The sequence below is a fragment of the Luteibacter sp. PvP120 genome (assembly GCF_054055715.1).
Window position 1 is genome coordinate 36606 of the sequence record NZ_JBSRXP010000008.1, and the last position, 14956, is coordinate 51561.

Sequence of the window (14956 nt, forward strand, 5' to 3'; positions counted from 1 at the left end):
CCGATAAGGCCGCGTCAACGCCAGGCCGCGAGCAGTTCGAGCAGGATCAGGTCGACCCGCAGGGGACCACGCAGGGCATCCCGCGCCCGGTTGGCCCGGCCGTACCACTGGTCCAGCGTTTCGTCGTCCAGCTGGCTTTCCAGTGGCGCCGGGGTGCCCGTGGTGCGGGCGCGCAGTTCGTCGGCCACGGCCTGCGCGGCAAACCAGAGGTAACGCGCCGGCTGGGCGGCCTGCCAGCGCTTGATCACTTCCATGGCGTCGCCGCGCCCGGCGGCCAGGGCGCGCAGGTCCTTGCGCACCTCGTCGCGCTGGCGCAGGGCGCCGTCGGCGGCCCACTCGCGCGCCATGCCCGGGTTACCGCCCGCGGCCTCGAGCGCGGCGGGCGCATCGGCCACGCCCTCGGCCGCCAGCCAAGCGAGCGATACGTCCCGCGAGGGCACCAGGAAATCGATGCGCTGGCACCGGCTGCGGATCGTGGCCGGAAGCCGGGCCGGCTCGTCGGCCACCAGCACCAGCAGCGTGGCCGGCGTGGGTTCTTCCAGCGTTTTCAGCAGGGCGTTGGCGGCGGCCGCGTTCATCGCATCGGCCGGGTCCACGGTGGCGACCTGCCAGCCGCCGAACTGGCTGGACATGGCCAGCCGCTGGGACAGGTCGCGAATCTGGTCGACGACGATCTCGCTGCGGGTGACGCCGTCCTTGCGCAGGCCGAACGACAGGGTCACCCGGTCCGGATGGGTGCCCGCCGCCAGGAACTGGCAGCTGCGGCACTGTCCACACGGCGCGCCGTTGACCGGCTGCAGGCAAAGCAGCCCACGGACGAACACCGAAAGGAAATCCCGTTTGCCCAGCCCGGCAGGGCCGGCCAGCAGCAGCGCATGGGGCAAGGCGTCGCGGTCGCGGCGGGCCTGCAGGCGGTCCCAGGCCTCCGCGTGCCAGGGGCGCAGGCCGACGTGGTGCGGGGGTGTCGTTACTGGCATCGCTTCAACTGGTAACAGGCCACGGCCCGGTTATGTTCGTCGAGGGTATCCGAGAAAACGTGGCTGCCGTCGCCACGGGCGACGAAATACAGCGCCTTGCCGTCGGCGGGATGCAACGTCGCCTCGATCGCCGCGCGGCCAGGCAGCGCGATCGGTGTCGGCGGCAGACCCACCCGCGTGTACGTATTGTAGGGAGTATCCGTGGTGAGGTCGCTCTTGTGGATCTTGCCCGCGTACGCCGCGCCCATGCCATAGATCACCGTCGGGTCGGTCTGCAACAGCATGCGCCCTTCCAGCCGCCGCATGAAGACGCCGGCGATTCGCGGGCGCTCATCCGCCCTGCCCGTTTCCTTCTCCACGATGGACGCCAGGATCAGCGCCTCGTACGGCGAGGCCAGCGGCAGGTCGGGCGCGCGCGAGGCCCACGCGGTGTCGAGCGTCTTGCCCATCGCCACATAGGCCCGCTTGAGGATGCTCGAATCCTTGTCGCCCTTGACGTAGGCATAGGTCTCCGGAAGGAAACGCCCCTCCGGATTGTCGCCTTCCGGGCCGCCGACCAGTCGCATGATGGCGGCATCGTCGAGCCCGGCGGTGTCGTGGGTAAGCACGGGTGCCGCGGCCAGCGTGCGACGCAGGTCGGCGAAGGTCCAGCCGTCCACGATGGTCAGGTTGCGCTGCATGACCCGGCCGTTGGCCATGTCGCCCAGCAGGTCACGCGGCGTCATGCCCGGACGCAGGGCAAACTCGCCGGCATGGAGACGACCGGCGACGCGCATTTCCATGGCCAGCAGCCGCCAGTAGAACGGCGAGGCGCGGGTGGCGCCACGCGAGCGCAGGTCGCGCACGATGTCCCGGAACGACGCGCCGCGCGCCACGTCGATGCTCTGTCCGGCGGCGGCGACGGTCAACGGCGTACGGGCGAAGCGCGCCCAGTCGAACCACAGCCAGCCGCCCGCAAAGATACCTCCCAGCAACACGAGCAGGAGGACGACCCGCCACCGGGCGATGCCGCGCATCAGAGGCGACGGAATACGAGCGTACCGTTGGTGCCGCCGAAGCCGAACGAGTTGGATACGACGACGTCGATATCCGCCTTCTCCGCCTGGTTGGGCACGAGGTCCATACCGAGCGCGGCGACCTCGGGATCCACCGTTTCCAGGTTCATCGTCGGCGGCATGATGCCGTCGCGGATGGCCATGATCGAGAAGATGGCTTCCACGCCGCCCGCGGCACCCAGCAGGTGACCGGTGACCGACTTGGTCGAGCTGACCGAGAAGGCGCCCTTCTTCGTGGCGTGGTCGCCGAACACGTTGCGGATGGCCTTGGCTTCGCCCAGGTCGCCCACCGGCGTGGAGGTGCCGTGCGCATTGACGTAGCGGACGTCCTCGGCCTTCAGACCGGCGTCGTGCAGCGCGTTGCGCATGGCCAGTTCCGCACCGTCGCCGCTGGGCGAGGTGATGTGGAACGCATCGCCGCTCATGCCGAAGCCGACCAGTTCCGCGAGGATGGTGGCACCCCGCGCCTTGGCGAACTCGTATTCCTCGAGCATCAGCATGCCCGCGCCGTTGGACAGCAGGAAGCCGTCACGCCCCGTGTCCCACGGACGGCTGGCGTGCACCGGGTCGTCGTTGCGCGTGGACATGGCCTTGGCCGAGCAGAAACCCGCCATGGCCGTGGGCGTGGTGGCAAACTCCGCGCCGCCGGCGATCATGGCATCGGCGTCGCCGTACTGGATCAGGCGCATGGCCATGCCGATGTTGTGCGCAGCCGTGGTGCATGCCGACACCAGTGCGATGTTCGGGCCCTTCAGGCCGTGGTAGATCGACAGGTTGCCGGCCACCATGTTGATGATCGAGCTGGGCACGTAGAACGGCGAGACCTTGCGCGGCCCCTTCTCGGCCAGCTCCAGCGCCGTGCCCTCGATGGTGTGCAGGCCGCCGATACCGGCACCGGCTGCGACGCCGATGCGGCCCGCGTTCTCGGCCGTGACGACCAGGCCCGACTGACGGAAGGCATGGGTGCCGGCGACGATGCCGTAATGAATGAACGGATCCATCCGCTTGAAGTCCTTCGCCACGGCGCGCCGCTCGTCGTCGGGCATGTCGGTGCCGACGAAGAAGGCGTCCACCGGGTCGAAGTCCTTCACCTCACCCGCGATACGGGTGGAGTAGGCGGTGGCATCGAATTCGGACACCGGACCGATGCCGCTGTTGCCTTCGACCACGTTCTTCCAGGCGGTGGCTACATCGTTGCCGACCGGCGAGATGATGCCCATGCCGGTCACTACCACACGTCGCTTACTCATGCGTTCTCATCCTCAACTGTTTCCGCACACAGACCATACGCGGGCGCAGGTTGCGTTTGCCGCAAACGAAAACTGCGCCGTTAGGCGCAGCTTCCATGTCGCTCGGAGATCGACGGGAGGCAAGCCTCCGATCGACAAACCGCCGCCGGGGTGTCCTTCTCAGGACTTGCTGGGAGCGTGGTTCGTGACGTAGTCGATAGCCTGCTGGACGGTCGTGATCTTTTCAGCTTCTTCGTCCGGGATCTCGCACTCGAACTCTTCTTCGAGAGCCATCACGAGCTCGACGGTGTCGAGCGAGTCGGCGCCGAGATCGTCTACGAACGAAGCGTTGTTGGTGACTTCGTCTTCCTTAACGCCAAGCTGCTCTACGACGATCTTCTTGACACGCTCTTCGTTGGTGCTCATGTTGCCTTTACCTCCCGAGGGAAAAATTCGGCGGCATTGTAGTCGCTAAGGCCGGAGCCCGCCAACACAACGCCGCCACGTAGATAACGCCCGACTTTTCTGGGCCAGGCGCGAAACAGCGATTGTCTCTCAAAAACGTGCCGGTGGCGACTGCCGCCGACGACGATCGTCAAGGCATGTACATACCGCCGTTGACATGGAGCGTCTCGCCGGTGATGTAGCGAGCCGCCGGCGAGGCCAGGAAGGCCACGGCCTGGGCGATATCGTCGGCGTCGCCCAGGTGCCCCAGGGCGATCCCGGCCAGGAGGCCGGCACGCTGCTCGTCCGGCAGGGCACGCGTCATGTCCGTATCGATGAAGCCCGGTGCGACGACGTTGACGGTGATGCCACGCGAGCCGATCTCGCGGGCCAGCGATTTGGAAAACGCGATGATGCCGGCCTTGGCGGCGGCGTAGTTGGTCTGCCCGGGGTTGCCCGTCAGGCCCACGACGGACGCGATGCTGATGATGCGGCCCTTGCGTGCCTTCATCATGCCGCGCATCACTGCCTTGGAGGTGCGGAACACCGAGGTGAGGTTGGTATCGATGATCGCGCTCCAGTCCTCCTCCTTCATGCGCATGAGCAGCTGGTCGCGGGTGATACCGGCGTTGTTCACCAGGACGGAGACCGTGCCGGCCTCCTTGCCGATGGCCTCGACCAGCGCCTCGATGGCCGCCGGATCGGTGACGTCCAGCACGCGGCCATGGCCGCCGTGGGGCTTCAGGCGCTCGCCGATGGCCTGCGCACCCGCTTCGCTGGTCGCCGTGCCGAACACGGTGGCGCCCTGCGCAGCGAGAAGGTCGGCAATGGCCGCGCCGATGCCCCGGCTGGCACCGGTGACGAGGGCGACTTCGCCCTTGAGGGTCTGGGTCATGGGAATGTCCTGTCGTACCTGGGAGGAGAGGGATGAGGGAACGGGGTCAGGCCTGTGCGGCGGCCAGCGCGGCATCCAGATCGGCCGGCGTGCCGAGCGGCCGGGCGTCCACCGACTTGTCGATGCGCTTGATCAACCCCGCCAGCACCTTGCCCGGCCCGCATTCGAGCGCCTGGGTGACGCCTGCGGCGGCCAGCGCCTGGACGCATTCGGTCCAGCGGACGGGAAGGTAAAGCTGGCGCATCAGGGCGCCGCGGATGGCCTCGACGGAGATGTGTACGGCGGCGTCGGCATTCTGCACCACCGGAATGACCGGCATGCGCCAGTCCAGGTCGGCCATCCGTTCGCCCAGGCGATCCGCCGCGTCGCGCATGAGCATGCAATGCGACGGCACCGACACGGCCAGCTTGACGGTCTTCTTCACGCCCAGTTCGGCCAGCCGCGCCAACGCGCGATCCACCGCGTCGGCATGGCCGGCGATGACAAGCTGGCCGGGCGAATTGAAATTGGCCGGGGCCACCACCTGGTCCTGGGCCACCTCCGCGCAGACCTGGGCGATCTGGGCATCGTCGCCACCGAGGATGGCGGCCATGGCACCGACACCGGCGGGCACGGCCGCCTGCATCAACCTGCCCCGCTCCGCGACCAGTGCGGCGGCATCCGTGAGCGACACGGCGCCCGCGGCGACCAACGCGCTGTACTCGCCCAGGCTGTGACCCGACAGCAAGGCCGGCATGGCGCCACCCTGCTTCACCCAGACACGCCAGAGGGCGACGCTGGCGGCCAGCAGCGCCGGCTGGGTGTTCTCGGTGCGGTTGAGACTTTCTTCCGGACCTTCCTGGCTGATCTGCCACAGGTCCACCCCCGCGCCGGCCGACGCCTCGTCGAACGTGGCGCGAACGTCGGGATGCGCGGCGGCGAGGTCGGCGAGCATGCCGATCGACTGCGATCCCTGACCGGGGAAGACGAAGGCGAGCGAGGCGCGGGTGGCGGTCATCGATGGGGTTTCCGGAGCGTCAAACCGCGAATGGTGCCAGCAACCCGGGGAGGAATGCACCATTCGCGGGCGTGTGGTGACGCCCCGCCCGTCAGTAGCGCAGCAGCGCCGATGCCCAGGTGAAGCCGCCGCCGAACGCTTCCAGCAGCAGGTTCTGCCCCCGCTTCACCTTGCCGGAGCGAATGGCGTAGTCGAGCGCGAGCGGCACCGAACCGGACGAGGTGTTGGCATGCTTGTCGACGGTCACGATGACGCGGTCCATCGACATGTTCAGGCGCTTGGCCGTCGCCTCGATGATGCGCAGGTTGGCCTGGTGGGGAATCAGCCAGTCCACTTCGTCCTCGGTCATGCCGGCATCGGCCAGCGTCTCGCCGACCAGGGCATCCAGGGTCTTGACGGCCACCTTGAAGACCTCGCGGCCCAGCATGGTGATACGCACGCCGTGGTTGGGGCCATCGGTGAAGCCGGCGGACACGCCCACGGGATTGAACAGCAGGTGCTTGAACCCGCCGTCGGCGCGCATGCGCGTGGTGTAGATGCCCGGCTCGTCGGACGCGTCGAGCACCACGGCACCCGCGCCGTCGCCGAAGAGGACGCAGCTTTCGCGCTCCGTCCAGTCGACCATGCGCGTGAGCGTTTCGGCACCGATCACCAGGGCCCTTTTCGCCTGGCCGCTGCGGATGAACGCGTTGGCCACGCCCAGCGCGTAGACGAAGCCCGAGCACGCCGCGTTGACGTCGAACGCGGCGCAGCCGTTCGCGCCCAGCCGATGCTGGACCAGGCAGGCCGTGGACGGAAAGATGAGGTCGGGCGTGGTGGTGCCGAGCACGATCAGGTCGATGTCCGCCGCCTTGACGCCGGCGGCCTCGAGCGCGCGTTGCGCGGCGAGGAAGGCCAGGTCGCCGGTGGTTTCACCATCCGCAGCGATGTGGCGCTCGGTGATACCCGTGCGGGTGCGAATCCATTCGTCGCTTGTATCGACGATTTTTTCGAGATCGGCATTGGTCAGCACTTTCTCGGGAAGCGCACTGCCGGTACCGATGATGCGGGCGTATTTCAGATCCGTATCCCCATCGTTATGTATGTCCTGCAACGCAAAACGGCGCGTTGCCGCGCCGCCTGCGTTCCGATCGCCCCCAGGGGGAGCGGATCAGTCTTCGACTTCAACCGCGCCGCGGGTGTCGATGACCTTCTTGCCACGGTAGAAGCCGTCCTTGGTCACGTGGTGACGCAGGTGGACTTCACCGCTGGTCGGGTCGGTCGACAGCTGCACGGTCGTGAGCGCATCGTGCGAACGACGCATGCCGCGGGTGGAAGGGGTCTTGCGGCTCTTGGCAACGGCCATGGCTAATCTCCAGCGAAATTACTTGATGAGTCCGCGGAGTGCCGCGAACGGGTTATCGGTTTTATCCTGCGAGGGTTCTTCTTCCTCGCCGGCTCCAAGCATGTCGTCGGGCAACTCGTAGTCCGGGTTGACCGGAACCAGGGGCAGCACCAACAGCAGTTCATCTTCGATCGTGGCACGGGGATCGAGCTTGCCGTCTTCTTCGACCAGCAAGGCCTCGTACCCCGGAGGAAGCCCGGCTTCCTCGTTCTCATGCACGATCAGCCCGAGACGTGTATCGACTTCGACCGTCAGCACGAAGGGCTCGAGCGAGCGCTGACAGATCAGGGTCAACGGCGCTGTTGCACGCACGGCTACGTATTTGCTGCCGAAGTCGTCGGTGCCGAAGTCCAGTTCGTAGGTTACGTCACCTTCGGTGGACGCAATGACCTCACCGAGGCGGGTGAACGCCGACACGGGAAGCTGACCCTGGAACGAACGCCGCGCACGAACTTCGCGCCAGGCGTCCACGGACGATGGCAAAGTCACGGACATAATCGGGAAATGGTAGGCATCAACACCCTTGAAGTCAACCGGTTAGACGATGCGGGGCGCGAGAACCACGGTTTTGCGCCGATGTACGGCTTTCGTGCAGACTTCCCACTGGCTGCCCCAGGCGGCGCGGATGCCCGCCGGGGCGAAAGAGGTCGCGTGTTTTCCTTTGCTTATTATGCACTTGCCGTCGTCGCAGCGCTAGCCATCGGTGGCTGCGCCTGGGTACTGCGGCACCAGCGCGTCCACCGCCGGCACGGCGCCCTGCAAAGCCTGATGGACAACGCCGACCGGCTGGAAGCCGACCTGAAGGATTGCCGCGACCGCCTCCAGCGCGCGCACGCCGTCATGTCGGTCAGCCCCGATGTGCCTGCCGCGGGCGAGGTCGAAGCCCAGCAGGCAGTGGACTCGGGCCTGCGCGCCCTGCTCCGGCAGCGCCTGTGGATTCGCGACCGCGGCGCCGAGGCCAGTCAGCGGGAGCTGGACGATGCCGTCGCGGCCCTGGTCCGGGCCAGGCACCAGCTGGAACCGCGGCTGCGCGCGCTGGACGACGCCCACGCGGCGCTGGACACCGCGGTTCGCGAACACATCCACAAGGACTTCTGACATGCCTTCCCCCGTCGTGCTTGCCTCCACCTCGCGCTATCGCGCGGCGATGCTGCGCCGACTGCTCGATCATTTCGACCAGGCCGCGCCGGGCACCGACGAAGCGGCGCATCCCGGCGAAGCGCCTGCGACACGCGCGGCACGGCTGGCCGAGGCCAAGGCACGCGCCGTGGCCGACCAGCGCCCCGGTGCCGTCGTGATCGGTTCGGACCAGGTGGCCGACCTGGACGGCACGGTGCTGGACAAACCCGGCAGTGCCGACAAAGCGCAGCAGCAGCTGGCGGCCAGTTCCGGCCGGGACGTGGTGTTCCATACCGCCGTCTGCGTGATCGACGCGACCGGCAAGGCGCTCACCCATATCGACGAGACACGGGTCACGTTCCGCACGCTGACCGCCGACACCATCGAACGCTACGTGGCCCGCGAGCAACCGCTCGACTGCGCGGGCAGCTTCAAGTGCGAAGGCCTGGGCATCGCGCTGTTCGAACGCATCGCCAATGACGATCCGACCGCGCTCGTGGGCCTGCCCCTGATCGCCACGGCGCGACTGCTGCGCGCGGCGGGAATCGCCCTGCCCTGACGGCGCCGTCGCCGAAGCTGCGCGACCTTCCCGACGCGTGCCATCAACCGCCGGCGCGGGCCGCGGCCTGCCACACCATGCAGGCATCGGTGTCGACCGGCCCGTGCGCGGGCACGGTCGCCCGATACAACGCGAAGCGGCGGCGCCCGTCGAACAGATCGCGCCGCGCGACCGCGTCGCCCATCGCAACGCGCGTGCACAGCGAACCCAGCCACGCGCGCCGCTCCCGCTCGCGCAGCGCGGTTTCGTCCACGACCAGCAGCAGCGGCGTACCCGCATGCGCGGCCAACCCCTTTTCGTCCAGGCCCCAGTCGGCCAGTTGCGGCGCACGGCCATGCTTGATGTTGAGCGGACTGTCCAGGCTGTAGACGGTGCGGTCGCGACCGAGCGCGAAACGCAGTTCCGCCGCCAGCATGAAATTGTCCGCCACCAGGATGGCGTCGGGATGCTCGTGCAGGAAGGGCGCCACGGCCGCGGACGATTCGCGCCAGCCGGTGAAGTTGGACGGAAACGCCTTCACCCCGGAAAGCGCACGGGCACCGGAGGGCGACGCGGCCAGCGCCAGGTAACCGAGGCCGATCGCCAGGCCCACGGCGGCCAGGCCGAAGGCCACGAAGGTCAATCGTCGGGCACGCCGCGACGCATCGCGCAGCAACAGCGGCAGGCCAGCACACAGCATTGCGTAGGCTGGCAACGGCCAGTGCGCGCGAAACCGCACGTCATCGGCAAACAGGCCGAGTCCGAAGTAGCCGAGAACGAAGGTTCCCGCCAGCACCGAGATCACGTCGAACGGCGCTTCGTCGCGACGGCGCCACGTCTGCCAAAGTGCCCACATCGCGACCACCCAGGCCAATGGCGTGCAGGCCACCGCCTGCTCCAGCGGCTGCACCAGCGCATCGGCATGGAACTGCCAGGGATTGCGCTCGACCAGCTGGAAAGCCAGTCCCGCGCCGTGTGATGCCGCGTTGTAGAGCAGCAGCGGCAGCAGGCCGATCGCCGCGATCGCCATGGCCAGCCACAGCCCGGGTCGCCGCCACTGCGTCCGGCCGCGGGGCGTCACCAGCAGGAACAGCAGCCCGCCGAGCATCGGCATCGCCGCACGGTAGTGGGTTGCCCAGGCGATGCCCAGACCGACGCCGAGCACCACCCAGTCACGAATACGGTTTTCCTCAAGCGCCGCGACCAGGCCCTGGGTGGCGAGCACGATGGCGAAGGTCAGCGGCACGTCCGGCAGCGCCAGTACGCCGAGTGAACCGATCAACGGCAGGCACAGGGCGAACGTTGCCGCCTGCCAGCACGCATGCTCGCCACCGTAGCGCCGCGCGATCGCGCCGACCTGCCACGGCAGCAGCGCACCGATGAGCAGGAACGGCAGGCGCAGCGGCAGAAGACCGTGGCCGAAGCAGGCCTCCGACACCGCGATCAGCCACGCGGTCAACGGCGGAAGATCGCTATAGCCCCAGGCGGGCGCGAGGCTTTCCTGCCAGTAGAAGGCTTCGTCACCAAAGGGCGACAGGGTGCATGCGATGACGAGCTTGCCCAGGCAGACGACGGTGAACAGCACCAGGAAGGCGCCTCGCCACGATCGCGCGGGCACCGCTACACTGAATCCGTCCTGCTTCGACAGGGCCCGCCCGGGGAGCTTACGCATCGATCATGTCCGCCACGCATCCGCTCAACGATGAAATGCTCCGCCACCGGCTCGACGCCGCGCTGGCCCAGGTCAATGGCGTGCTGCTGGGCAAGCCGCGCCAGGTCAAGCTTGCCTTCACCTGCCTGGTGGCCGGCGGGCACCTGCTGCTGGAAGACGTGCCGGGCGTGGGCAAGACCACGCTGGCACACGCCCTGGCCGCCACGTTCGATCTCGAATTCCAGCGCATACAGTTCACCAGCGACCTCCTGCCTTCCGACATTATCGGGGTCAGCGTGTACGAGCGCGAGACCGGCGAATTCCGCTTCCACCCCGGCCCGATCTTCACCAGCCTGCTGCTGGCCGACGAAATCAACCGGGCCACGCCCAAGTCGCAAAGCGCGCTGCTCGAGGCCATGGCCGAGGGACAGGTCACCGTCGACGGCGTGACACACGCCTTGCCACGGCCGTTCTTCGTCGTCGCCACGCAGAATCCGATCGACCTGGCAGGCACCTTTCCCCTGCCCGATTCGCAGCTGGACCGCTTCATGCTGCGCCTCAGCCTCGACTACCCCGACCCGGCCGCGGAACGCGCGCTGCTCACCGGCGAGGACCGCCGCGACATGATGGCGACCCTGCGCCCGCGACTGGACATCGCCGCCATCGACCAGTTGCATGCCGCGGCGCAGGCAATCAAGGTCACCGGCACCCTGCTCGACTACCTGCAGGCCCTGCTCAGCGCCAGCCGCAAGCATGGCGACGTGCGTGTCGGCCTGTCGCCGCGGGCAGGCCTGGCGTTGCTCGCCGCCGCACGCGCCTGGGCGATGCTGAGCGGGCGCGACTACGTCATTCCCGAAGACGTGCAGGCGGTGTTCGTGCCCATCGCGGCGCATCGACTGGTGCCGGGGCGTGGCGGCCAGCGCGAGGCGATCGCCCGCAGCATCCTGGCCGAGACCGCGGTGCCCTGATGCCGGATGGGGTGCAGCGACTCACCGCCTGGGCGGAGCGCCGCCTGCCTTCGCTCACGCGGCTACGCCCCCGCGAGCCGCTGCCGATCCAGTTGCACCGTCGGCGTATCTACATCCTGCCCACGGGCTTCGGCCTCGCGTTCGCCGCGCTGCTCGGCGTGATGCTCATCGGCGCGCTGAACTACGCCAACAATGCCGCCCTCCTGCTCACCTGCCTGGTGGGATCGGTGAGCGCGGGAAGCATGCTGGTGGCCTTTCGCGTACTCAACGGACTCACCATCGGCGGGCTGCGCGCCGGCTCCGCGCGCGCCGGCGAAACCCTGCGCGTGTTCCTCGACATTGGTGCTTCGCAGCGCGAGCGCATGGCGGTGCGCCTGGATGTGGAAGGCCACGAGCATGTCGTCGTCGTGCCGGCCGGCGGCAGCGTCACCGTCGAATTCGGCCTGCCGACGGCCTTTCGCGGGTGGCAGGCCGTGCCGCGCATGCGCCTGCACAGCCGCTGGCCGCTGGGCATGTTCCGCGTCTGGAGCTGGCTCCATCCGGATCGCGCCCTGCTGGTGTATCCGCGCGCCGAGGGCATGGGTCCGGCACCGTTCGAACCGCAGGGCGATGCCGATCGCGGACGACCACGGCCCGGCGACGAGCTGGCATCGTTGCGCGATTACCGTGCCGGCGATCCACGCCGCCTGATCGCCTGGAAGCCGAGTGCGCGCCACCACTCGCTGCTGGTGAAGGACATGGAGCAACCCGCGCCGCAGGAAGACTGGCGCCTGGACTGGGACAGCATGCACGGGCTGGACGACGAGACGCGCATCTCCCGACTGGCCCGCTGGGTGGACGAAGCACATGCCTCGGGCCGGCGCTGGAGCCTCAGGCTTCCGGACGGCTATTTCGATATCGCCCAGGGTGACGAGCACTACCATCGCTGCATGACGGCACTGGCGCTGCGCCCATGACCCGCTTCCGCCTGTCGCTGCGCGAGCGCCCCGCCAGCGAGCCACCGCTGACCCCGTGGTCGTTCGACCTGCTGTGCCTCACCATGGCCTTCGTCCTCGGCGTGCATGCGCCGCACCTGCCGTGGTGGCTGACGGCCGGCCTGGCCGTGATCCTGGTCGCGCGCTGGCAACAACGCCGTCGCGGCGGTCGCCACACGCCGAGCTGGATCAAGCTGCCGCTGATCGGCCTGCTACTGGCGTTGGTGATCCTCACCTACGGCAGCCTGTTCGGCCGCGAGCCGGGCAGCGCGTTCGCCGTAGGCCTGCTGGTGCTCAAGCTGCTGGAAAGCGAACGCCTGCGTGATGCGCGTGTCGGCGTGGCGTTCGCAGCGTTCGCCCTCATGAGCGCGCTGCTGTTCGACCAGGGCATCGTCGCCACGGCCATCGTGGCCGCCGGCGTCGTACCCGCGATGATGACGCTGCGTGCACTGGAAACGGCCGGACCGCGCGTTCCGTCCTGGCGCGTCGAACTCACCCCGGTACTGCTCGCGCTGCTGGTGTCGGTGCCGCTGGCGCTGTTCGCTTTCCTGTTCATTCCCCGCCTCAGCTCGCCCCTGTGGGGCGCGCCGACGATGGACCGCGCCACCACGGGACTGTCCGACCGCATGGCGCCGGGCGACATGGCCGAGGTGCTCACCGACGACACACCCGCCATGCGGGTGACCTTCGACGGCCCCACGCCGATCGCGTCGTCACGTTACTTCCGTGCCTTCACCATGACACGGTTCGACGGCCAGGCATGGAGCCCCGGGTTCGGCGGCCGCGACACCGGCACGCTGGAGGGCCAACCGCGTTTTCATTACCGGGTCACCCTGGAGCCGACGCGGGAGCGTGTCCTGCCCCTGCTCGACATGCCCCCGGACGCACCCACGGACGCCACGTTGCGCGGCGATCGCACGGCCGTGGCCAACCAGCGCCTGGAGAAGACCTACAACTACGAGGCGAGTGCCGTTGCCGACTACCGCCTCGACGCTGCCCTGGACCCCCTGGCCCGCCGCGCCACGTTGCAGTTGCCCGACCGCGTCGGCCCCCGCGCACGCGCCCAGGCCGCCGCGTGGGTGAGCCAGTACGGCGGCGATGCCCCGGCGATCGCCCGCGCGGCGCTGGCGATGTTCCACGATGGCGGCTTCCGCTACACGCTGGCCGCCGCGCCGCTGGGCCGCGATCGCATCGACGATTTCCTGTTCGGTACCCGCGAGGGCTACTGCGAGCATTACGCTTCCACCTTCACCTTCCTCATGCGCGCCGCAGGCATCCCGGCACGGGTCGTCACCGGTTACCAGGGCGGTTACTGGAACTCGCTCGGCCGCTATCTCCTGGTCCGCCGCGCCGACGCGCACGCCTGGACCGAATTGTGGATCGAGGGCCGCGGCTGGGTTCGCTTCGATCCGACCGGCGCCGTGCGTCCCGAACGCGTCACCCTGGGCGCCGCGGCGGCGGCCGCAGGGGACGGCGGTGGTGAGGGCCTGTTCGACGCCGCCTGGTGGCGCAACACACGCGATCGCTGGGATGTGGTCAACCAATGGTGGAACCAGGCCGTTAACGGCTTCGATTCGCTTCGTCAGCAAGGTTTGCTGCAGCCGTTCGGCATCCGCCGTGCGGAGGTGGGCGACCTTGCCCTGGTCCTCGCGGTCGGTTTCGCGGTGCTGGTGGTGGGTGCCCTGGGCTGGGCGCTGTTCCAGCGGCGTGAAGGCGATGCGCTGGATGCGTCGATGCAGCGGCTGCGGCGCAAACTCGCCAGGGCCGGTGTCTCCCGACGCGCGGGCGAGGGACCCAGGCATTTCCTGGCCCGGGCGGCCCGTGCGCTGCCGGAACACCGAAATGCCTTGGAAAGGTTGAGCGAGGTCTACTTGCGCTCGCGTTACGCCCATGACAAACCGCCGCCTGAACTGGTCACCGAATTCAGGCGCGGGGTGGACGAATTAAAGACGCGCCGCGTGGTCAAATAGGTCATGGTACCGGCTGTGCCCGGCACCCCTGGGAGATGTTTCATGTCCATGTTCAAACCGCTGGCCGTCGCGGCCGCGACCCTGGCCCTCGGCGCCTGCGCCACGGTGCCCCAGCCGCTGCAGGGCCAGTTCAACAACGTGTCCACCTCCGGCGCCCAGCAGGGCGGCGCACCCGGCGCCAAGGTGCGTTGGGGCGGCGAGATCATCAAGACCGAGCCGGGCCCGCAGCAGACCTGCTTCTTCGTGCTGTCGGAACCGCTCGACGCCGAGGCGCGCCCCACGGCCAGCAAGTCGGACAGCCAGGGTCGCTTCGTCGCCTGCCGCGACGGTTTCTACGATCCGGAAGTCTTCACCCGCGGTCGCGAGATCACTGTCACCGGCACCCTGCACGGCGCCGTGTCGCAGAAGGTCGGCGATTTCGACTACGCCTACCCGCGTGTCGAAGCCGACGTCGTCTACCTCTGGCCCAAACGCGTCCCGATCAACCGCGCCTACGGCCCGGGCTTCTACGACCCGTTCTGGGGTCCGGGCTTCGGCCCCGGTTTCGGCCCGTACGGCTACGGCCCATGGGGTGATCCGTTCTACTACCGCCCGCGCACCATCATCGTGCGCCCGCCGCCCCAGCCCCGCGCCCACTGATCCCCGGCTGGCGGCAAAAAAACCCGGTGCCGCAAGGCGCCGGGTTTTTTTATGCTCGCCCCGTAGGAGCGGACGATGTCCGCGATCTCCTCAGCCCAACCTCCGCGAACGACACC

General features: G+C 68.5%; 16 protein-coding genes. 6 read left to right on the forward strand and 10 right to left on the reverse strand.

All coding sequences use genetic code 11. The features are described 5' to 3' along the window. Positions 1-14 precede the first annotated feature (14 nt). The 9 genes from holB to ACVKN3_RS15640 all read right to left on the reverse strand — a co-directional run bounded on the left by holB (position 15) and on the right by ACVKN3_RS15640 (position 7398). Positions 15-977: a DNA polymerase III subunit delta' gene (holB, locus tag ACVKN3_RS15600; protein WP_285400881.1), complete on the reverse strand. Its 963-nt coding sequence runs from the start codon at positions 975-977 to the stop codon at positions 15-17. Further along, positions 968-1993: an endolytic transglycosylase MltG gene (gene mltG, locus ACVKN3_RS15605; protein WP_354516370.1), complete on the reverse strand. Its 1026-nt coding sequence runs from the start codon at positions 1991-1993 to the stop codon at positions 968-970. Before mltG ends, holB begins: the two co-directional genes overlap by 10 nt. After that, positions 1993-3282, reverse strand: a complete 1290-nt coding sequence (fabF, locus tag ACVKN3_RS15610; RefSeq protein WP_285400885.1) for a beta-ketoacyl-ACP synthase II — start codon at positions 3280-3282, stop codon at positions 1993-1995. The genes mltG and fabF overlap by 1 nt, the downstream gene beginning before the upstream one ends. A gap of 159 nt (positions 3283-3441) precedes the next feature. Then, on the reverse strand, positions 3442-3687 hold the full coding sequence (acpP, locus tag ACVKN3_RS15615; protein ID WP_285400887.1) for an acyl carrier protein: 246 nt from the start codon (positions 3685-3687) through the stop codon (positions 3442-3444). Positions 3688-3856: 169 nt separating this feature from the next. Beyond that, positions 3857-4600 (reverse strand): 3-oxoacyl-ACP reductase FabG, encoded by a 744-nt coding sequence (gene fabG / locus ACVKN3_RS15620; RefSeq protein ID WP_354516373.1) that lies wholly within the window; start codon positions 4598-4600, stop codon positions 3857-3859. A gap of 46 nt (positions 4601-4646) precedes the next feature. Beyond that, positions 4647-5597, reverse strand: coding sequence for an ACP S-malonyltransferase (gene fabD, locus ACVKN3_RS15625; protein WP_354516375.1), 951 nt, complete (start codon positions 5595-5597; stop codon positions 4647-4649). A 91-nt stretch (positions 5598-5688) separates the two neighbouring features. Then, positions 5689-6657, reverse strand: a complete 969-nt coding sequence (locus tag ACVKN3_RS15630) for a beta-ketoacyl-ACP synthase III (RefSeq protein WP_036144697.1) — start codon at positions 6655-6657, stop codon at positions 5689-5691. A gap of 90 nt (positions 6658-6747) precedes the next feature. After that, entirely contained in the window at positions 6748-6942 is a 195-nt protein-coding gene (gene rpmF, locus ACVKN3_RS15635) for a 50S ribosomal protein L32 (protein ID WP_036112167.1), read from the reverse strand. 18 nt (positions 6943-6960) lie between these two features. Further along, positions 6961-7398, reverse strand: a complete 438-nt coding sequence (locus ACVKN3_RS15640) for a YceD family protein (protein ID WP_345782875.1) — start codon at positions 7396-7398, stop codon at positions 6961-6963. Between the two features lie 234 nt (positions 7399-7632). On the opposite strand from ACVKN3_RS15640, the gene ACVKN3_RS15645 reads away from it, so the two are divergent. Both ACVKN3_RS15645 and ACVKN3_RS15650 read left to right on the forward strand, forming a co-directional pair. Beyond that, complete coding sequence (locus ACVKN3_RS15645) at positions 7633-8079, forward strand: hypothetical protein (protein WP_354516378.1); 447 nt, start codon at positions 7633-7635, stop codon at positions 8077-8079. A 1-nt stretch (position 8080) separates the two neighbouring features. Further along, on the forward strand, positions 8081-8659 hold the full coding sequence (locus tag ACVKN3_RS15650) for a Maf family protein (RefSeq protein ID WP_285400897.1): 579 nt from the start codon (positions 8081-8083) through the stop codon (positions 8657-8659). A 43-nt stretch (positions 8660-8702) separates the two neighbouring features. Here the strand turns inward: ACVKN3_RS15650 and ACVKN3_RS15655 are convergent, their stop codons facing one another. After that, entirely contained in the window at positions 8703-10310 is a 1608-nt protein-coding gene (locus ACVKN3_RS15655; protein WP_354516380.1) for an ArnT family glycosyltransferase, read from the reverse strand. 5 nt (positions 10311-10315) lie between these two features. On the opposite strand from ACVKN3_RS15655, the gene ACVKN3_RS15660 reads away from it, so the two are divergent. The 4 genes from ACVKN3_RS15660 to ACVKN3_RS15675 are packed head-to-tail and all read left to right on the forward strand — an operon-like array spanning position 10316 to position 14840. Then, entirely contained in the window at positions 10316-11257 is a 942-nt protein-coding gene (locus ACVKN3_RS15660) for an AAA family ATPase (protein ID WP_354516382.1), read from the forward strand. Positions 11258-11268: 11 nt separating this feature from the next. Beyond that, on the forward strand, positions 11269-12213 hold the full coding sequence (locus tag ACVKN3_RS15665; protein ID WP_285400903.1) for a DUF58 domain-containing protein: 945 nt from the start codon (positions 11269-11271) through the stop codon (positions 12211-12213). Next, on the forward strand, positions 12210-14201 hold the full coding sequence (locus ACVKN3_RS15670; RefSeq protein WP_354516384.1) for a transglutaminase TgpA family protein: 1992 nt from the start codon (positions 12210-12212) through the stop codon (positions 14199-14201). The genes ACVKN3_RS15665 and ACVKN3_RS15670 overlap by 4 nt, the downstream gene beginning before the upstream one ends. A 42-nt stretch (positions 14202-14243) precedes the next feature. After that, a complete protein-coding gene (locus tag ACVKN3_RS15675; RefSeq protein WP_354516386.1) occupies positions 14244-14840 on the forward strand; it encodes a Slp family lipoprotein in 597 nt (198 codons plus the stop codon). Positions 14841-14956 lie beyond the last annotated feature (116 nt).

What these genes read in the sequence shown, in the direction of transcription:
- holB (WP_285400881.1), bottom strand. Translation starts at nt 977, where the DNA reads ATGCCAGTAACGACACCCCCGCACCACGTCGGCCTGCGCCCCTGGCAC.
- mltG (WP_354516370.1), bottom strand. Translation starts at nt 1,993, where the DNA reads ATGCGCGGCATCGCCCGGTGGCGGGTCGTCCTCCTGCTCGTGTTGCTG.
- fabF (WP_285400885.1), bottom strand. Translation starts at nt 3,282, where the DNA reads ATGAGTAAGCGACGTGTGGTAGTGACCGGCATGGGCATCATCTCGCCG.
- acpP (WP_285400887.1), bottom strand. Translation starts at nt 3,687, where the DNA reads ATGAGCACCAACGAAGAGCGTGTCAAGAAGATCGTCGTAGAGCAGCTT.
- fabG (WP_354516373.1), bottom strand. Translation starts at nt 4,600, where the DNA reads ATGACCCAGACCCTCAAGGGCGAAGTCGCCCTCGTCACCGGTGCCAGC.
- fabD (WP_354516375.1), bottom strand. Translation starts at nt 5,597, where the DNA reads ATGACCGCCACCCGCGCCTCGCTCGCCTTCGTCTTCCCCGGTCAGGGA.
- rpmF (WP_036112167.1), bottom strand. Translation starts at nt 6,942, where the DNA reads ATGGCCGTTGCCAAGAGCCGCAAGACCCCTTCCACCCGCGGCATGCGT.
- ACVKN3_RS15650 (WP_285400897.1), top strand. Translation starts at nt 8,081, where the DNA reads ATGCCTTCCCCCGTCGTGCTTGCCTCCACCTCGCGCTATCGCGCGGCG.
- ACVKN3_RS15655 (WP_354516380.1), bottom strand. Translation starts at nt 10,310, where the DNA reads ATGCGTAAGCTCCCCGGGCGGGCCCTGTCGAAGCAGGACGGATTCAGT.
- ACVKN3_RS15660 (WP_354516382.1), top strand. Translation starts at nt 10,316, where the DNA reads ATGTCCGCCACGCATCCGCTCAACGATGAAATGCTCCGCCACCGGCTC.
- ACVKN3_RS15670 (WP_354516384.1), top strand. Translation starts at nt 12,210, where the DNA reads ATGACCCGCTTCCGCCTGTCGCTGCGCGAGCGCCCCGCCAGCGAGCCA.
- ACVKN3_RS15675 (WP_354516386.1), top strand. Translation starts at nt 14,244, where the DNA reads ATGTCCATGTTCAAACCGCTGGCCGTCGCGGCCGCGACCCTGGCCCTC.